This is a genomic window from Streptomyces sp. NBC_01224, from assembly GCF_036002945.1.
Classification (GTDB): Bacteria; Actinomycetota; Actinomycetes; order Streptomycetales; family Streptomycetaceae; genus Streptomyces.
Genome location: NZ_CP108529.1, coordinates 7,249,987 through 7,265,323 on the forward strand (window position 1 = coordinate 7,249,987; position 15,337 = coordinate 7,265,323).

The 15,337-nt window shown below is 69.4% G+C and carries 12 protein-coding genes; 10 read left to right on the plus strand and 2 right to left on the minus strand.

The annotated features are described in order from the left end of the window. A complete protein-coding gene (gene corA, locus OG609_RS32640; protein ID WP_327276114.1) occupies nucleotides 1-996 on the minus strand; it encodes a magnesium/cobalt transporter CorA in 996 nt (331 codons plus the stop codon). A gap of 59 nt (nucleotides 997-1,055) precedes the next feature. Here corA and OG609_RS32645 point away from each other — a divergent pair, with 59 nt between their 5' ends. The 5 genes from OG609_RS32645 (at nucleotide 1,056) to OG609_RS32665 (ending at nucleotide 7,846) form a co-directional block, all read left to right on the plus strand. Continuing rightward, nucleotides 1,056-1,778, plus strand: a complete 723-nt coding sequence (locus OG609_RS32645; RefSeq protein ID WP_327276115.1) for a histidine phosphatase family protein — start codon at nucleotides 1,056-1,058, stop codon at nucleotides 1,776-1,778. Nucleotides 1,779-1,882: 104 nt separating this feature from the next. Further along, nucleotides 1,883-2,473: a DUF3090 domain-containing protein gene (locus OG609_RS32650; protein ID WP_072484378.1), complete on the plus strand. Its 591-nt coding sequence runs from the start codon at nucleotides 1,883-1,885 to the stop codon at nucleotides 2,471-2,473. Continuing rightward, the gene (locus tag OG609_RS32655) at nucleotides 2,437-3,291 is read left to right on the plus strand and encodes an SCO1664 family protein (RefSeq protein WP_327276116.1); all 855 of its coding nucleotides are present in this window, start codon (nucleotides 2,437-2,439) and stop codon (nucleotides 3,289-3,291) included. Before OG609_RS32650 ends, OG609_RS32655 begins: the two co-directional genes overlap by 37 nt. 152 nt (nucleotides 3,292-3,443) lie before the next feature. Next, nucleotides 3,444-4,673 carry a cysteine--1-D-myo-inosityl 2-amino-2-deoxy-alpha-D-glucopyranoside ligase gene (mshC, locus tag OG609_RS32660; protein ID WP_327276117.1) on the plus strand — a complete coding sequence of 410 codons (1,230 nt, stop codon included), beginning with the start codon at nucleotides 3,444-3,446 and terminating at the stop codon, nucleotides 4,671-4,673. A gap of 125 nt (nucleotides 4,674-4,798) precedes the next feature. After that, nucleotides 4,799-7,846, plus strand: coding sequence for an NPCBM/NEW2 domain-containing protein (locus OG609_RS32665; RefSeq protein WP_327276118.1), 3,048 nt, complete (start codon nucleotides 4,799-4,801; stop codon nucleotides 7,844-7,846). 63 nt (nucleotides 7,847-7,909) lie between these two features. Here the strand turns inward: OG609_RS32665 and OG609_RS32670 are convergent, their stop codons facing one another. Next, nucleotides 7,910-8,992, minus strand: coding sequence for a PAC2 family protein (locus tag OG609_RS32670; RefSeq protein ID WP_327276119.1), 1,083 nt, complete (start codon nucleotides 8,990-8,992; stop codon nucleotides 7,910-7,912). Between the two features lie 256 nt (nucleotides 8,993-9,248). Between OG609_RS32670 and OG609_RS32675 the strand changes: the two genes are divergently transcribed. The 5 genes from OG609_RS32675 to OG609_RS32695 all read left to right on the plus strand — a co-directional run bounded on the left by OG609_RS32675 (nucleotide 9,249) and on the right by OG609_RS32695 (nucleotide 15,254). Beyond that, nucleotides 9,249-10,589: an L-fuconate dehydratase gene (locus OG609_RS32675; protein WP_327276120.1), complete on the plus strand. Its 1,341-nt coding sequence runs from the start codon at nucleotides 9,249-9,251 to the stop codon at nucleotides 10,587-10,589. Beyond that, nucleotides 10,586-11,365, plus strand: coding sequence for an SDR family NAD(P)-dependent oxidoreductase (locus OG609_RS32680; protein ID WP_327276121.1), 780 nt, complete (start codon nucleotides 10,586-10,588; stop codon nucleotides 11,363-11,365). The genes OG609_RS32675 and OG609_RS32680 overlap by 4 nt, the downstream gene beginning before the upstream one ends. A gap of 145 nt (nucleotides 11,366-11,510) precedes the next feature. Continuing rightward, nucleotides 11,511-12,551 (plus strand): sugar ABC transporter substrate-binding protein, encoded by a 1,041-nt coding sequence (locus OG609_RS32685; protein WP_327276122.1) that lies wholly within the window; start codon nucleotides 11,511-11,513, stop codon nucleotides 12,549-12,551. A gap of 133 nt (nucleotides 12,552-12,684) precedes the next feature. After that, a complete protein-coding gene (locus OG609_RS32690; RefSeq protein ID WP_327276123.1) occupies nucleotides 12,685-14,205 on the plus strand; it encodes a sugar ABC transporter ATP-binding protein in 1,521 nt (506 codons plus the stop codon). Further along, nucleotides 14,202-15,254, plus strand: a complete 1,053-nt coding sequence (locus tag OG609_RS32695; RefSeq protein ID WP_327276124.1) for an ABC transporter permease — start codon at nucleotides 14,202-14,204, stop codon at nucleotides 15,252-15,254. The genes OG609_RS32690 and OG609_RS32695 overlap by 4 nt, the downstream gene beginning before the upstream one ends. Nucleotides 15,255-15,337: the final 83 nt, after the last annotated feature.

Here is a 15,337-nt window from a genome sequence, read left to right on the forward strand (position 1 = left end):
TCAGAGCCAGCCGCGGCGCTTGAACTGCCTGTAGAGGCCGAAGACCACGGAGCCCATCAGCACGATCACCGCCGGATAGGCCCACACCCAGCGGAGCTCCGGCATGTGCGTGAAGTTCATGCCGTAGATCCCGGCCACCATGGTCGGTACGGCGGCCATCGCCGCCCAGGCCGAGATCTTGCGCATGTCGTCGTTCTGCCGCACGCCCACCTGGGCCAGCTGCGCCGAGAGGATGTCGGAGAGCAGCCGGTCCAGCCCCTCCACGTACTCGTTGGCGCGGGTCAGATGGTCGCTCACGTCGCGGAAGAACGGCTGCGAGTGTTCGTGGACGAACGGCACCTCCGCGCTCGCCAGCCGGGCCATGGGGGCACTCAGGGGACCTGTGGCACGACGGAACTCCATGATCTGCCGCTTGAAGGTGTAGATGCGGGACGCGGTGTTCTTGGTGTCCACGGCGCCGGTCGGCGCGAATACCTCGGTCTCCAGCTCCTCCAGGTCGACCTGGAGTTCGCCCGCCACCTCGATGTAGTGGTCGACGACGGCGTCGCTGATCGCGTACAGCACGGCGGTCGGCCCGTGCTTGAGAACCTCCGGCTCGGACTCCAGACGGCGGCGTACCGCGGCGAGCGGGGCGCCCTCCCCGTGCCGGACCGTCACGACGAACGAATCGCCGATGAAGGCCATCAGCTCGTCGGTGGTGACCGTGTCGCTCAGGTGCTCGTACACCACCGGCTTGATGACCGCGAAGAGCGAGTCGTCGTACACCTCCAGCTTGGGCCGTTGGTGCGCGCTCAGGGCGTCCTCCACGGCCAGCGGATGGAGTCCGAACTCGCTGCTGACGAGCTCGAATTCCTTCTCCGTCGGCTCGTGCAGACCGATCCAGAGGAACGCGTCCCCGGTGGCCCGTGCCTCCGCGAGGGCATCGGAGAGGTCGGCGGGGCCTTCGGTACGACGCCCGCCCCGGTAGATCGCACTGTCCACAATCACGGCGCGCATTCTTCCCTGCTCCGGTCCCCGGCGCACCTCACCGGCGGCAGCGGCCTACGCTGGCCCGTATGCCCACCCTGATCCTCGTACGTCATGGACGCTCCACCGCCAACACGGCCGGGGTGCTCGCGGGCCGCACCCCCGGTGTCGCGCTCGACGAGCGCGGTGCCGCCCAGGCCGCGGCGCTGCCCGGGCGGCTGGTCGCGCTGCCCCTCGCCGCCGTCGTCAGCAGCCCCCTGCAGCGTTGCCGGGAAACCGTGCAGCCGCTGCTCGAAGCCCGGCCGGGACTGGTGCTGCACACCGAGGAGCGGATCAGCGAGTGCGACTACGGCGACTGGTCGGGGCGCAAGCTGGCGGAACTCACCGACGAACCGCTGATGAGCGTCGTGCAGCAGCATCCGTCGGCCGCGGCGTTCCCCGGCGGCGAGTCCATGCGCGCCATGCAGGCACGCGCCGTCGACGCCGTACGGGACTGGAACGCGCGGATCGAGGCCGAGCACGGTGACGACGCCGCCTACGTGATGTGCTCGCACGGCGACATCATCAAGGCCGTCGTCGCCGACGCGCTCGGCATGCATCTCGACCTCTTCCAGAGGATCCAGGCCGACCCCTGTTCGGTCACCGCGATCCGCTACACCAGGCTGCGGCCCTTCCTGCTGCGGCTCGGTGACACAGGGGACCTCGCCGCGCTGGCGCCCCGTGAGCACACAGCCGGAACGGACCAGGGCCGGCGTCCGGCGGCGGACGCCGATGCGGACGCGGCGGTCGGGGGCGGCGCTGGGGCGCCGTGATCGCTTTGCGCAGTAGGGTGGACGCGCCGTAGGCGCCCTTCCCGGGGGAATCCCCCGGACCCCGGCCGCCCCTCATCTGCCGTCAATTTCAAGGGAGACAGGACGTGTCCCGTCAGGTGTTCCTCTACGACCCCCCGGACCGCTTCGTGGCCGGTACGGTCGGGTTGCCTGGACGTCGTACGTTCTTCCTGCAGGCATCCTCAGGCGGACGCGTCACCAGCGTGGCCCTGGAGAAGACTCAGGTCGCCGCGCTCGCCGAGCGCATCGACGAACTGCTCGACGAAGTGGTGCGGCGGACCGGCGGGAATTCTCCGGTGCCCGCCGTGGCGCCGATGGATGTCACCGACACCGCACCGCTCGACGTGCCTGTCGAGGAGGAGTTCCGGGTCGGCACGATGGCGCTCGCCTGGGACGGCGAGGAGCAGCGCATGATCGTCGAGGCGCAGGCGCTGGTCGAGCTCGACGTGGACTCCGACGAGGATCTCGCGGAGGCCGAGGAGCGGTTGCTCCAGGACGAGGAGAACGGTCCGCCGATGCTCCGGGTCCGCCTCAGCGGCGCGCAGGCCCGCGCCTTCGCCAAGCGCGCCCTGGATGTAGTGAACGCCGGGCGCCCGCCGTGCCCGCTGTGCAGCCTGCCGCTCGACCCGGAAGGACACGTATGCCCGCGCCAGAACGGATACCGTCGCGGAGCCTGACCGACACCGAGCTGGTCACCCTCCTCGCCGAGGGCCGGCTCACCGTACGCGGCCAGATCCGTGGGGCGTCCAACGCGGTGCTGTACTGCACGGTCGCCCACGAGGGCGACGAGGTGACATGCGTCTACAAGCCAGTGGCCGGGGAACAGCCCCTGTGGGACTTCCCGGACGGCACGCTCGCCCAGCGTGAGGTGGCCGCGTACGAGGTATCCGAGGCGACCGGATGGGGGCTCATACCGCCCACCGTGCTGCGGGACGGGCCGTACGGCGAGGGCATGTGCCAGCTGTGGATCGAAGCGGCGCCGGACAGCGACGAGTCCTCCGTGGACGGTCAGCCCCCACTCCTGGCGCTCGTCGAGGAAGAGGAGCCGGGGGAGGGCTGGAAGGCCGTCGCCCTCGCCGAGGTCGGGGAGGGGAAGACGGCCCTGCTGGTCCACGCGGACGACCCGCGGCTGCGGCGGCTGGCGGTCCTCGATGCCGTGATCAACAACGGTGACCGCAAGGGCGGCCACCTGCTGCCCGCACCCGACGGCCGGCTCTACGGCATCGACCACGGAGTGACCTTCAACACCGACGACAAGCTGCGCACCCTGCTCTGGGGGTGGGCAGGGGAGCCGTTGACGGCCGAGGCCGTCGAGGTCGTGGACCGGCTCGGTGCGGAGCTGGCGCCCGGGGGCTCGCTCGTCACCCGGCTGGCCGAGCTGATCACCGCGGTCGAGATCGAGGCCTTGCGGGGACGCGTGGAGGGGCTGAGGACGTCGGGGAAGCACCCGGAGCCGAGCGGCGAGTGGCCGCCGATCCCCTGGCCGCCGGTGTGACGAGATCAAGCCACTTCGGCGGCCGGGGAGCGGGTGCAGTCGGGCGGGGCCCGTACCGGAGCAGATGAACCCACGCCGCGCAAGACCGCCTCTTCGGTCAAGATCCGGCATCCGGTTCGTATCCGGAACATGCATCCGGTTACGCTCGTGACATGCATGCCTGGCCCGCTTCTGAGGTCCCCGCCCTGCCTGGCAAGGGCCGCGACCTTCGGATCCACGACACCGCGACCGGCGGACGGATCACTCTTGACCCCGGTCCCGTCGCCCGTATCTACGTCTGCGGCATCACGCCGTACGACGCGACCCACATGGGTCATGCGGCGACCTACAACGCGTTCGACCTCGTTCAGCGCGTGTGGCTCGACACGCAGCGGCAGGTTCACTATGTCCAGAACGTGACCGACGTGGACGACCCGCTGCTGGAGCGGGCCGTGCGCGACGGTCAGGACTGGACCGAGCTCGCCGAGCGCGAGACGGCCCTGTTCCGCGAGGACATGACCGCTCTGCGCATGCTCCCGCCGAAGCACTACATCGGTGCCGTGGAGGCGATACCGGGCATCGTCCCGCTCGTCGAGCGGCTCCGGGACGCCGGCGCCGCCTACGAACTCGACGGGGATGTGTACTTCTCCGTCGAGACCGACCCGCACTTCGGAGGGGTCTCGAACCTCGACGCCGATGCGATGCGGCTGCTCTCCGCCGAGCGTGGCGGCGACCCGGAGCGCCCCGGCAAGAAGAACCCGCTCGACCCGATGCTCTGGATGGCCGCCCGTGAGGGCGAGCCGAGCTGGGACGGCGCCTCGCTCGGCCCCGGCCGGCCCGGCTGGCACATCGAGTGCGTCGCCATCGCCCTGGACCACCTCGGCATGGGCTTCGACGTCCAGGGAGGCGGGTCCGACCTCGCCTTCCCGCACCACGAGATGGGCGCCTCGCACGCCCAGGTGCTGACCGGCGATCACCCGTTCGCCCAGGCGTATGTGCACGCCGGAATGGTCGCCCTGGACGGCGAGAAGATGTCCAAGTCCAAGGGCAACCTGGTATTCGTCTCGAAGCTTCGTCATGACGGCGTGGACCCGGCGGCGATCCGGCTCGCCCTGCTGTCGCACCACTACCGGTCCGACTGGGAGTGGACCGACCAGGTGCTCGCCGATGCCGTCGAGCGGCTCGGGCGGTGGCGTGCCGCAGTCTCCCGGCCCGACGGACTGCCCGCCGAGGCCCTGGTCGAGGAGGTCCGCGAGGCCCTCGCCGACGACCTGGACGCACCGACCGCCCTGGCGGCCGTGGACCGCTGGGCCGAGCGCCAGAACGCCGAGGGCGGTACGGACGAGGGCGCGCCGGGCCTCGTCTCGCGCACTGTCGACGCGCTGCTGGGTGTCGCACTGTAGTGCCGCGCACGGTGACAACCCGCTGATCGCCATCCGATGAGCCGGCCTTGGACTTCTCGACGAAGTTCAGGGCCGGTTCCGTTTTGTCCATGGTCAAATGCTCGATGCTGCGCTAAAAGCGCTCTATGCAATCATCAACGCGCATCAGAACGGCGGCACTTGCAGCCTTGCTGGGGCTGATGGCCGTCTTCGTGGGGCCCGGCGCAGCCCAGGCCGGCGCCGCCGAACCGGACACCACCACGGTCGGCGACCTCACCGGATTCTCCGCCGACGGATCCGTCTACCACTTGAGGGCCGGCGCCGCCGAGGCCCGTGTCAGCTTCGTCTCCGCCGAGACCTTCCGTATCGAACTCGCCCCGGACGGTAGGTTCTCCGACCCGACCGGCGACGACATAGTCATGCCGCAGGGCACCCCGCCGCACACCCGGTGGAAGGAGCGGAGCGACCGCTACGAACTCTCCACCGGCAGCGTCACCCTGCGCGCCTACAAGGCGCCCCTGCGCTTCGCGCTGTACCGGGCGGACGGCACCCAGGTCTGGTCCGAGGCCAAGGGGCTGAGCTGGGACGGGAAGCAGACCACCCAGACCCTGGCCCGCGGCGCGGACGAGCAGTTCTACGGCGCCGGAATGCAGAACGGCCGCGGCAACACCTCGCACCGCGACCGGACCGTCGAGGTCGGCGTCGACTACAACTGGGACGACGGCGGCCACCCCAACTCGGTGCCGTTCTACCTCTCCTCGGCGGGGTACGGCGTCTTCCGTAACACCTATGCGCCGAACACCTATGCCTTCACCGACCCGGTGACCACCAGTGCGAAGGAAAAGCGCTTCGACGCCTACTACTTCGCGGGCGACAGCGCCAAGGACGTCATCGGGCAGTACACGAAGCTCACCGGCAAGCCCTTCCTGCCGCCCGTGTACGGAATGGAGATCGGTGACGCCGACTGCTACCTCCACAACGCCAACCGCGGCGAGCGCCGCACCCTGGACTCCCTGAAGATCGCCGACGGCTACGTCGAGCACGACATGCCGAACGGCTGGATGCTCGTCAACGACGGATACGGCTGCGGTTACGAGGACCTCGCCGAGACCGCCAAGGGACTCCAGGACCGTGACATGCAGCTCGGCCTGTGGACCGAGGACGGCATCGACAAGATCGCCGACCAGGTCAAGGCGGGCCAGCGGGTCGCCAAGCTGGACGTCGCCTGGGTCGGCTCGGGCTACAAATTCGCCCTGGACGGCTGCAAGGACGCGTACAAGGGCATCGAGGACAACAGTGACGCCCGCGGCTTCACCTACGCCCCTGAGAGCTGGTCGGGTGCGCAGCGCTGCGGCGTCCAGTGGTCCGGCGACCAGTACGGCACCTGGGACTACATCCGCTGGCAGATTCCGACCTACGCCGGCGCCACGATGTCCGGTCTCGCTTACACCACCGGCGATGTCGACGGCATCTTCGGCGGCAGCGCCAAGACGTACACCCGTGATCTCCAGTGGAAGATGTTCCTGGGCACCACGATGACCATGGACGGCTGGGCGGCCAGCGACAAGCAGCCCTACCGGTACGGGGAGCCGTACACCTCCATCAACCGCGACTACCTCAAGCTCAAGGAGTCGCTGCTGCCCTACCAGTACTCCTACGCGCACGAGGCGACGAAGACCGGCGTCGGCATGGTCCGCCCGCTGGTCCTCGAATACCCGGACGACCCGAAGGCGGCGACGGACGCGGCGAAGTACGAATTCATGTCGGGTGAGGACTTCCTCGTCGCGCCCGTCTACCAGGACAGCACCGAGCGCAACGGAATCTATCTGCCGAAGGGCACCTGGACCGACTACTGGAGCGGCCGCACGTACGAGGGGCCGACCACCGTCGACCACTACAGCGCCCCGCTCGACACCCTGCCGCTGTTCGTCAAGGGCGGTGCCGGCGTGCCGATGTGGCCGGGCATCCGCTCGTACAAGGACCGCACCGCCGACTCCCCGCTCGCCTGGGACATCTACCCGCAGGGCAAGTCGTCCTTCACGCTCTACGAGGACGACGGCGTCACCCGGCAGCACCGCGACGGCAAGTACGCCACACAGACCGCCGACATCGACGCACCGGTACGGGGCGCGGGCGACGTCACCGTGCGGATCGGTGAGAGCAAGGGGGAGTTCACCGGCAAGCAGAGCACCCGCCCGTACGAGTTCAGCGTGCACACCGGCTCCGCGCCGAGCGCGGTCAAGCTCAACGGCAAGCTGCCCCGGCTGGGTTCCGCGGCCGCGTACAAGGCCGCGAAGCAGGGCTGGTGGTACGACCAGGACGACCGCGGCGGTGTCGTGAAGATCAAGACTGCGCCGCTCTCCACCGGCAAGAAGTTCTCCGTGAAGCTGGAGAACACGAGCGCCGTCGGCGGGAGGAACACGGCCGCGACGGCCGTCGTCTCCGCACCGACCGGTCAGGAGATCGGCGCCGGGGTCGAAGGCACCGTCGCAGTCGATGTCACCGCGGGCAACGCCGATGTGACGGACGCCGCGGTCACCCTCGACGTTCCCGAGGGATGGCAGGTCACCCAGGCCCGGGCCGTGGACCGGATTCCGGCGGGCACCACCCGGCGGGTCGAGGTGTCGGTCACCCCGGCCAAGGACGCCACAGCGGGGGAGGCGAGGATCACCGCGCTCGCCCGCTACCGGGCGGCCGGCGAAGCCCGGACCTCCGTCCAGCGGTTCGCTGCCGGTGTGATGCCACCGCCGCCCACCGGTGAGGCATGGGCGAGCGATCTGGTGTGGCTGAAGTCGGTCAATGGATACGGGCCCGCCGAACGGGACCGCAGCAACGGCGAGTCGGGCGCGGCCGACGGACACCGGCTGACCCTCGCGGGCAAGACGTACGACAAGGGGATCGGCACCCATGCCGACTCCGACATCGAGGTCTATCTCGGCGGGCGCTGCACCGCCTTCACCGCGGACGTGGGGATCGACGACGAGATCAACGGCTACGGCGAAGTGGCGTTCTCCGTCGAGGCGGACGGCAAGGTGCTGTGGACCTCGCCGAAGGTGACGGGGGCGTCGGCGACCGTACCGGTCGATGTGAAGCTTGACGGTGCGCGCCATGTGCACCTGAAGGTCACGGACACCAATGGATCCAAGACCGGTGACCACGGGGACTGGGCCGCTGCGCGGTTCACCTGTTCCTGAACGACCCGGACAGCGAAGGAGCGCCGGGCGGGGATGTACCCGCCCGGCGCTCCGCCGGCCTCATCAGTCCTCCGAGGATTCCTCCGACGAATCCTGTGGGCCGTCGTCGCCGTCGCTGTCCTCGTTCTCCTGGTCGGCCGACGGCTGCCGGCCGGGTCCGCTCGTGGGCGGCGAGCCGGGTCCCGTCTCGCCCCCGGTGTCCGGCCGGACCGGCTTCGGCGGACGGGTGCGGCCGCTGGATGTGTCGCGCAGATACGAGGCGTCGCCGCTCTCCGTCGCATGCCCGCCGGGCGCCTGGCCCGGACCGACGTCCCGACGGCGCAGATAGCGCTCGAACTCCCGGGCGATGGCCTCGCCGCTCGCCTCGGGAAGCTCCGCGGTGTCCCGGGCCTCCTCCAGCGTCTGCACGTACTCCGCCACCTCGCTGTCCTCGGCGGCCAGTTGGTCGACTCCGAGCTGCCAGGCACGCGCGTCCTCGGGCAGCTCGCCCAGCGGAATGCGCAGACCGAGAAGATCCTCCAGGCGGTTGAGCAGCGCGAGGGTGGCCTTCGGGTTGGGCGGCTGCGACACATAGTGCGGCACCGCCGCCCACAGGCTCACCGCGGGCACGCCCGCGTGCGTACAGGCCTCCTGAAGGATGCCGACGATGCCCGTCGGACCCTCGTATCTGGTCTCCTCCAGGTCCATGGTCCGCGCCAGATCCGGGTCGGAGGTGACTGCGCTGACCGGTACGGGGCGGGTGTGCGGGGTGTCGCCGAGCAGTGCGCCCAGGACCACCACCATCTCCACGCCCAGCTCATGGGCGAAGGCCAGGATCTCGTTGCAGAACGAGCGCCAGCGCATGGACGGCTCGATACCGCGGACCAGGACGAGATCGCGGGGCTTGTCCCCGCCGATGCGGACCACGGAGAGCCGGGTGGTCGGCCAGGTGATCTTGCGCACCCCGCCGTCCAGCCAGACCGTCGGCCGGTTGACCTGGAAGTCGTAGTAGTCCTCGGCGTCCAGCGCCGCGAACACCTCACCCTTCCACTCCCGGTCCAGGTGCGCGACCGCTGTGGATGCGGCGTCACCTGCGTCGTTCCATCCCTCGAACGCGGCCACCATGACCGGGTCGATCAGCTCGGGTACCCCCTCGAGCTCGATCACCCAGGCCTCCTTCCGAAGTTCCCTTGCGTACGCACCAACCTTACGGCTTCCGGCCACTCTCGCCGCAGCCCCTGTGCACAGCCGGGTGAACCTGACCCGGGAGGGTGCATCACCGGCCGAATCAGGGCATCAGTCTCTGAATACATCCGAGCTGTGTCCAGTCAATTTCGTCCCAACCCTGGACGTTGGGGCCTTCGTGACGCTATACATCGGATGACCAGAGCAGAGGTCCGATGTTATTCCCCTGGGGGCGCACATGAGTCAGACCGTCACGGATTTCGAGGTCCACGACATCCGTTTTCCGACCTCGGAACAACTGGACGGCTCGGACGCCATGAACCCCGACCCCGACTACTCGGCTGCCTATGTCGTACTGAGCACTGCTCCCACGGACGGCACTGACGGCACTGACATCGAGGGGCATGGCTTCTGTTTCACCATCGGGCGCGGCAACGAGGTGATGGCCGCCGCCATCGAAGCGTTGCGCCCGTACGTGGTGGGGCGCCCGGTGCCCCGTACCGCGGCCGACCTCGCCGCGCTGCACCGTGAGCTCACCCACGACTCCCAACTGCGCTGGCTCGGCCCCGAAAAGGGTGTGATGCACATGGCGGCCGGCGCGGTCGTCAACGCCGCCTGGGACCTGGCGGCGAAGCAGGCCGGCAGGCCTGTCTGGCAGTTCCTCGCCGAGATGACGCCCGAGGAGCTCGTCTCCCTCGTCGACTTCCGCTATCTCACCGACGCCCTCACTCCCGATGAGGCCCTCGCGATCCTGCGGGCCGCCGAACCGGGCCGGGCCGAGCGCGCCGAGCGACTGCGTGCCGAGGGCTACCCGGCATACACCACCTCGCCCGGCTGGCTGGGATACACCGACGACAAGCTGGTCAGGCTGGCGAAGGAGGCCGTCGCCGACGGCTTCACCCAGATCAAGCTGAAGGTCGGCGGCAATCTCGGCGACGACGTCCGCAGACTCGCCCTGGCCCGCGAGGCCGTCGGGCCGGACGTCCGGATCGCCGTCGACGCCAACCAGCGCTGGGACGTCGCCGACGCGGTGAAGTGGATGACCGCGCTCGCGCCGTACGACCCGCACTGGATCGAGGAGCCGACCAGCCCCGACGACATCCTCGGCCACGCCGCAGTCCGCGCCGGGCAGCCGGTCAAGGTCGCCACCGGCGAACATGTCGCCAACCGGGTCGTGTTCAAACAGCTGCTGCAGGCCGGAGCCGTCGACTTCGTCCAGATCGACGCGGCCCGTGTCGCGGGCGTCAACGAGAACCTGGCGATCCTGCTGCTCGCCGCCAAGTACGGCGTACCGGTCTGCCCGCACGCCGGCGGTGTCGGACTGTGCGAGCTGGTGCAGCACCTCTCGATGTTCGACTATGTGGCGGTCTCAGGCAGTTGGGAGAACCGTGTGATCGAGTACGTCGACCATCTCCACGAACACTTCGCCGACCCCACCGTGATCGAGTCCGGCCGTTACGCCGCCCCGAGTTCCCCGGGCTTCTCCGCCCGGATGCTCCCCGAATCGATCGCCGCACACCGCTATCCGGAGGGCCCTGTATGGCAGGCCCGCCGCACCCCCGAGGAGGATGACCGATGACCGGCACAAGCGACTTCGAGGGCATGAACGCCCTGGTGACGGGAGGCGCCTCCGGCATCGGGGCCGCCGTGGCGACGATGCTGCTGGCGCGCGGTGCGCGCGTGGCCGTACTCGACCGCGAGACCGCGGGCGCCCCCGACGGCACGCTCGCCCTCAAGGCGGACGTCACCGACGACGCGGCCGTGCGCGAGGCGGTCGACCTGGCCGCCGGTGAACTGGGCGGTCTGCACTCCGTCGTGTCCAACGCGGGCATCGGTTCCATCGGCACGGTCGAGGACAACGCCGACGACGAGTGGACCCGGGTCCTGGACATCAACGTCCTCGGCATGGTCCGCACCGCCCGGCACGCCCTGCCCCATCTGCGGCGCGCGGCGGCCGACCGCCCCGGTACCGTCTCGATCACCCAGACCTGCTCGATCGCCGCGACCGCCGGACTGCCGCAGCGCGCGCTGTACAGCGCGAGCAAGGGCGCGGTCCTCTCGCTGACCCTCGCGATGGCCGCCGACCATGTCCGCGAGGGCATCCGGGTCAACTGCGTCAATCCGGGCACCGCGGACACCCCGTGGATCGGGCGGCTCCTGGGCCAGGCCGACGACCCGGCCGCCGAACGAGCCGCGCTGAACGCCCGCCAGCCGCTGGGACGGCTGGTCTCGGCCGACGAGGTGGCCGCCGCGATCGTCTATCTGGCCAGCCCCGCCGCCGCCTCGGTCACCGGCACGGCACTGGCCGTCGACGGCGGAATGCAGGGCCTGCGCCTGCGCCCCGCCGAGAACTGATCAGGGGTGCGCGGCCCTCGGCCTGTCCGGCGGATCAGGGCCGGACAGGCCCGAGCCGCACAAACGGGCCGCACCCCTGTGCGCCATGCACCGCCGCTTTGCCAACAGAGCTTCGAGCCGGTACTCCACAAAGGACGGGACACCAATGAGAGTGCGTACGACGAGTGCGGCAGCCTGCGCCGTACTGCTGGCCGTCACTGCCCTCGCGGGCTGCAACCGCGAGTCCGCCGCTGATGGTGCGGGCGGCGGGAAGGTCGGCATCGACCTGCCGCGCAGCGACAGCGACTTCTGGAACTCGTACCAGAACTACGTGGAGAAGGGGGTCAAGGCCGGCGAGGTCAAGGCGCTGCCGCTGACCAACTCGCAGAACGACATCGGCAAGCTGGTCGCCAACGTCCAGACCTTCACCGACCAGGGCGCCAAGGCCGTCGTGATGGCACCCCAGGACACCGGTGCGATAGCCGAGTCGCTCAACACACTGAACGAGAAGAAGATCCCGGTCATCAGCGTCGACACCCGGCCCGACAAGGGCAACATCTACATGGTGGTGCGGGCCGACAACAAGGCGTACGGGACCAACGCCTGCAAGTACCTCGGCGAGCAGCTGAAGGGCAAGGGCAAGGTCGTCGAGTTCCAGGGCGACCTCGCCTCGATCAACGGCCGCGACCGGTCCGAGGCGTTCAGATCCTGCATGGACAAGGATTTCCCCGGCATCAAGGTCTTCGAGCTGGCCACCGACTGGAAGGGCGATGTCGCCTCCGCCAAGCTCCAGGCCACCCTGGCCGCCAACCCCGACATCAACGGCATCTACATGCAGGCGGGCGGTGTCTTCCTGCAGCCCACCCTCGCGCTCCTGGAGCAGAAGAAGCTGCTGAAGCCGGCCGGCACGCCGGGCCACATCACGATCATCTCCAACGACGGCATCCCGGAGGAGTTCGACGCCATCAAGGCCGGGAAGATCGACGCGACGATCTCCCAGCCCGCCGACCTGTACGCGAAGTACGCGCTGTACTACGCCAAGGCGGCCCTGGACGGCAAGACCTTCAAGGAAGGCCCCACCGACCACGACTCGAACATCATCAGGATCCCGAACGGCTTCGAGGACCAACTCCCCGCGCCGCTGGTGACCAAGGACAACGTGGACGACCCGAAACTGTGGGCCAATCAGCTGGAGAAGAAGAACTAGCCGTGACTCCTCCCTCTCGTCACCGAGAGGGCTTCCCTCTCGGCTCCGAGGAACCGAGACGCGGCCAAGCCCTGACCGCTGCCCGTGGGCAGAGTACCGACATTGCTGCAGCGCTTCGCTGAGAAGGGGTCTGATGGAAAAGGCACCGCCCGCCGTAGAGGCGGCGGGCATCGTCAAACGCTTCGGGCCCACCGTGGCGCTCGACGGGGTCCGGCTCACCGTGCAGCCCGGTGAGTCCCATGCCCTCGTCGGTCGCAACGGTGCGGGCAAGTCGACGCTGGTCAGCGTCCTGACCGGACTCCACAAGGCGGACGCGGGCACGGTCACGTTCGGCGGGGAGCCCGCGCCCGCCTTCGGGGACACCACGGCCTGGCAGTCGAAGGTCGCCTGCGTGTACCAGAAGTCCATGGTCGTCCCCGACCTGACCGTCGCCGAGAACCTCTTCCTCAACCGTTTCGACGACAACGCCCGCTGGATCAGCTGGGGGAAGCTCCGCAGGCGCGCCGAGCGGCTCCTCGCCGACTACGGGGTCCAGGTCGACCCCAGCACCCGGGCGCGCGATCTTGCCGTCGAGCAGCGGCAGTTCGTCGAGATAGCCCGGGCGCTGTCCTTCGGCGCCAGGCTGATCATCCTGGACGAGCCGACCGCCCAGCTCGATGCCCGCGGCATCGGGCGGCTCTTCGACAAACTCAGGGAACTGCAGAGCCAGGGAGTGGCGTTCCTCTTCATCTCCCACCATCTGCAGGAGGTGTACGAACTGTGCACGGCGGTCACCGTCTACCGCGACGCCCGCCATGTGCTGAGCGCCCCGGTCGCCGACATCGCCAAGGCCGAACTGGTGGCGGCGATGACCGGGGAGCAGTCCGCCGGCGCCACCGCCTGGCACGCGGGCGGTGACGGTGCGGCGGTTCGGGATCAGTCGGCTGCCCCCGTCCTGCGTACCGAAGGGCTCACTCTGGAGGGCCAGTTCGAACCGCTGGACCTGGAGGTCCGCCCCGGAGAGGTGCTCGGCCTCGCCGGCTCCGCGGCCAGCGGCAACACGGCCCTGGGCGAGGCCCTGGCCGGTATGCGAAAGGCGGGCGGCGGCACGGTCTTCGTACACGGAAGGACCGTGCGCACCGGCAGTGTGCCGCACGCGCTGGACGCCGGGATCGGCTACATCCCCGAGGACCGGCACGACCAGGGCCTCGTCCTGGAACGCAGCGTCGCCGAGAACGCCACCCTCACGGTCACCGACCAACTCGGCCCGTGGGGGACCGTACTGCCCTCCCGTACCAGGGAGTTCGCACGGTCGATGATCGCCTCGCTGGACATCAAGACACAGGGACCCGAGCAGCCCGTCTCCGGGCTCTCCGGCGGAAACCAGCAGAAGGTGGTCGTCGCCCGCGCGCTGGCTCGCAAGCCGAGCGTGCTGGTGGCCGTGCGGCCCACCGCGGGTGTGGACATCAAGTCCAAGGATTCGCTGCTCGGAGTCGTGCGGCGGGTCGCCGACGAGGGGAACGCGGCAGTGATCATCTCGGACGAGCTGGACGATCTGCGGGTCTGCGACCGAGTGCTCGCCCTTTTCCACGGGCGCGTGGTCGCAACATTCGCAAGCGGGTGGACCGACGGGGAACTCGTCGCCGCCATGGAAGGTGTGGGGGAAAGGGAATGACCGGAACGGTACGGCCTGTGGCGGCCGACGGCATCGACAGCGGGCTGAAGGGCTCCCTGACGGGCGAGAGCCCGCTGGACCGGCTGAGGCTGATCCGGTGGAGCGACTTCTCCCTGGTACCGGTGATTCTGGTGCTGATGGTGATCGGGTTCATCGTCTCGCCGGTGTTCCTGACCTCCGAGAACCTGATCAGCGTCGTCCAGCAGTCCTCCGAGCTGAGCCTGCTGGTCCTGGGCCAGGCGCTGATCCTGATCTGCGGACGGATGGACCTGTCACTGGAGTCGACGATCGGCATCGCGCCGGTCGTCGCGATGTGGCTGGTCCTGCCCGCGGAGGGCGGCCGCTTCGCCGGCCTCGGCCTGCTGCCCACCTGGTCGGCGATCCCGCTCTGTCTGCTGGTGGGCCTCGCGATCGGTGCGATCAACGGCTTCCTGATGCTGAAGCTGAGGGTCAACGGCTTCATCGCCACGCTCGGCATGCTCACCATGCTGCGCGGCCTCCACATCGGCATCACCGAGGGCAAGTCCATCACCGACGTCCCGGAGTCCTTCCGCTACCTCGGCAAGAGCGAATGGCTCGGCGCACCGGCCGCCGTCTGGATCTGCCTGGCGCTGTTCGCCGTCGGTGGTGCCGCACTGGCCTGGCTGCGCCATGGACGCTCGCTGTACGCCATCGGCGGCAACCCGGAAGCGGCGCGAGCCGCGGGTATCCGGGTGGACCGGGTCACCTGGATCGTGCTCGCCATCGGCGGTCTGCTGGCGGCCTTCGCGGGCATCCTCTACACCGGCCACTACGGATCGGTCGCGGCGACCCAGGGCAACGGCTGGATCTTCCAGGTGTTCGCCGCCGCGGTCATCGGCGGCATCAGCCTCAAGGGCGGCCGGGGCACCCTGTTCGGTGCGCTGACCGGCGTACTGACGCTCCAGCTGGTGGTCAATGTGATGACCCTCGGCGGTGTCCCGGCGCTCTGGAACCAGTTCCTCAACGGCGCCATCATCATCGTCGCCCTGGTCATCTCCCGCTTCGCGAGCGGCGAGAAGCAGGACTGAACCCGTTCGCGCGGACGCCGGCGGGGCTGATTCCTCAGCTCCGCCGGCGTCTGACGTGCGGGGCCCGCTGCGGAGCCGCGGTC

Coding starts and splice junctions, on each gene's coding strand:
- corA (WP_327276114.1), bottom strand. CDS start 996: ATGCGCGCCGTGATTGTGGACAGTGCGATCTACCGGGGCGGGCGTCGT.
- OG609_RS32645 (WP_327276115.1), top strand. CDS start 1,056: ATGCCCACCCTGATCCTCGTACGTCATGGACGCTCCACCGCCAACACG.
- OG609_RS32655 (WP_327276116.1), top strand. CDS start 2,437: ATGCCCGCGCCAGAACGGATACCGTCGCGGAGCCTGACCGACACCGAG.
- mshC (WP_327276117.1), top strand. CDS start 3,444: ATGCATGCCTGGCCCGCTTCTGAGGTCCCCGCCCTGCCTGGCAAGGGC.
- OG609_RS32665 (WP_327276118.1), top strand. CDS start 4,799: ATGCAATCATCAACGCGCATCAGAACGGCGGCACTTGCAGCCTTGCTG.
- OG609_RS32675 (WP_327276120.1), top strand. CDS start 9,249: ATGAGTCAGACCGTCACGGATTTCGAGGTCCACGACATCCGTTTTCCG.
- OG609_RS32680 (WP_327276121.1), top strand. CDS start 10,586: ATGACCGGCACAAGCGACTTCGAGGGCATGAACGCCCTGGTGACGGGA.
- OG609_RS32685 (WP_327276122.1), top strand. CDS start 11,511: ATGAGAGTGCGTACGACGAGTGCGGCAGCCTGCGCCGTACTGCTGGCC.
- OG609_RS32690 (WP_327276123.1), top strand. CDS start 12,685: ATGGAAAAGGCACCGCCCGCCGTAGAGGCGGCGGGCATCGTCAAACGC.
- OG609_RS32695 (WP_327276124.1), top strand. CDS start 14,202: ATGACCGGAACGGTACGGCCTGTGGCGGCCGACGGCATCGACAGCGGG.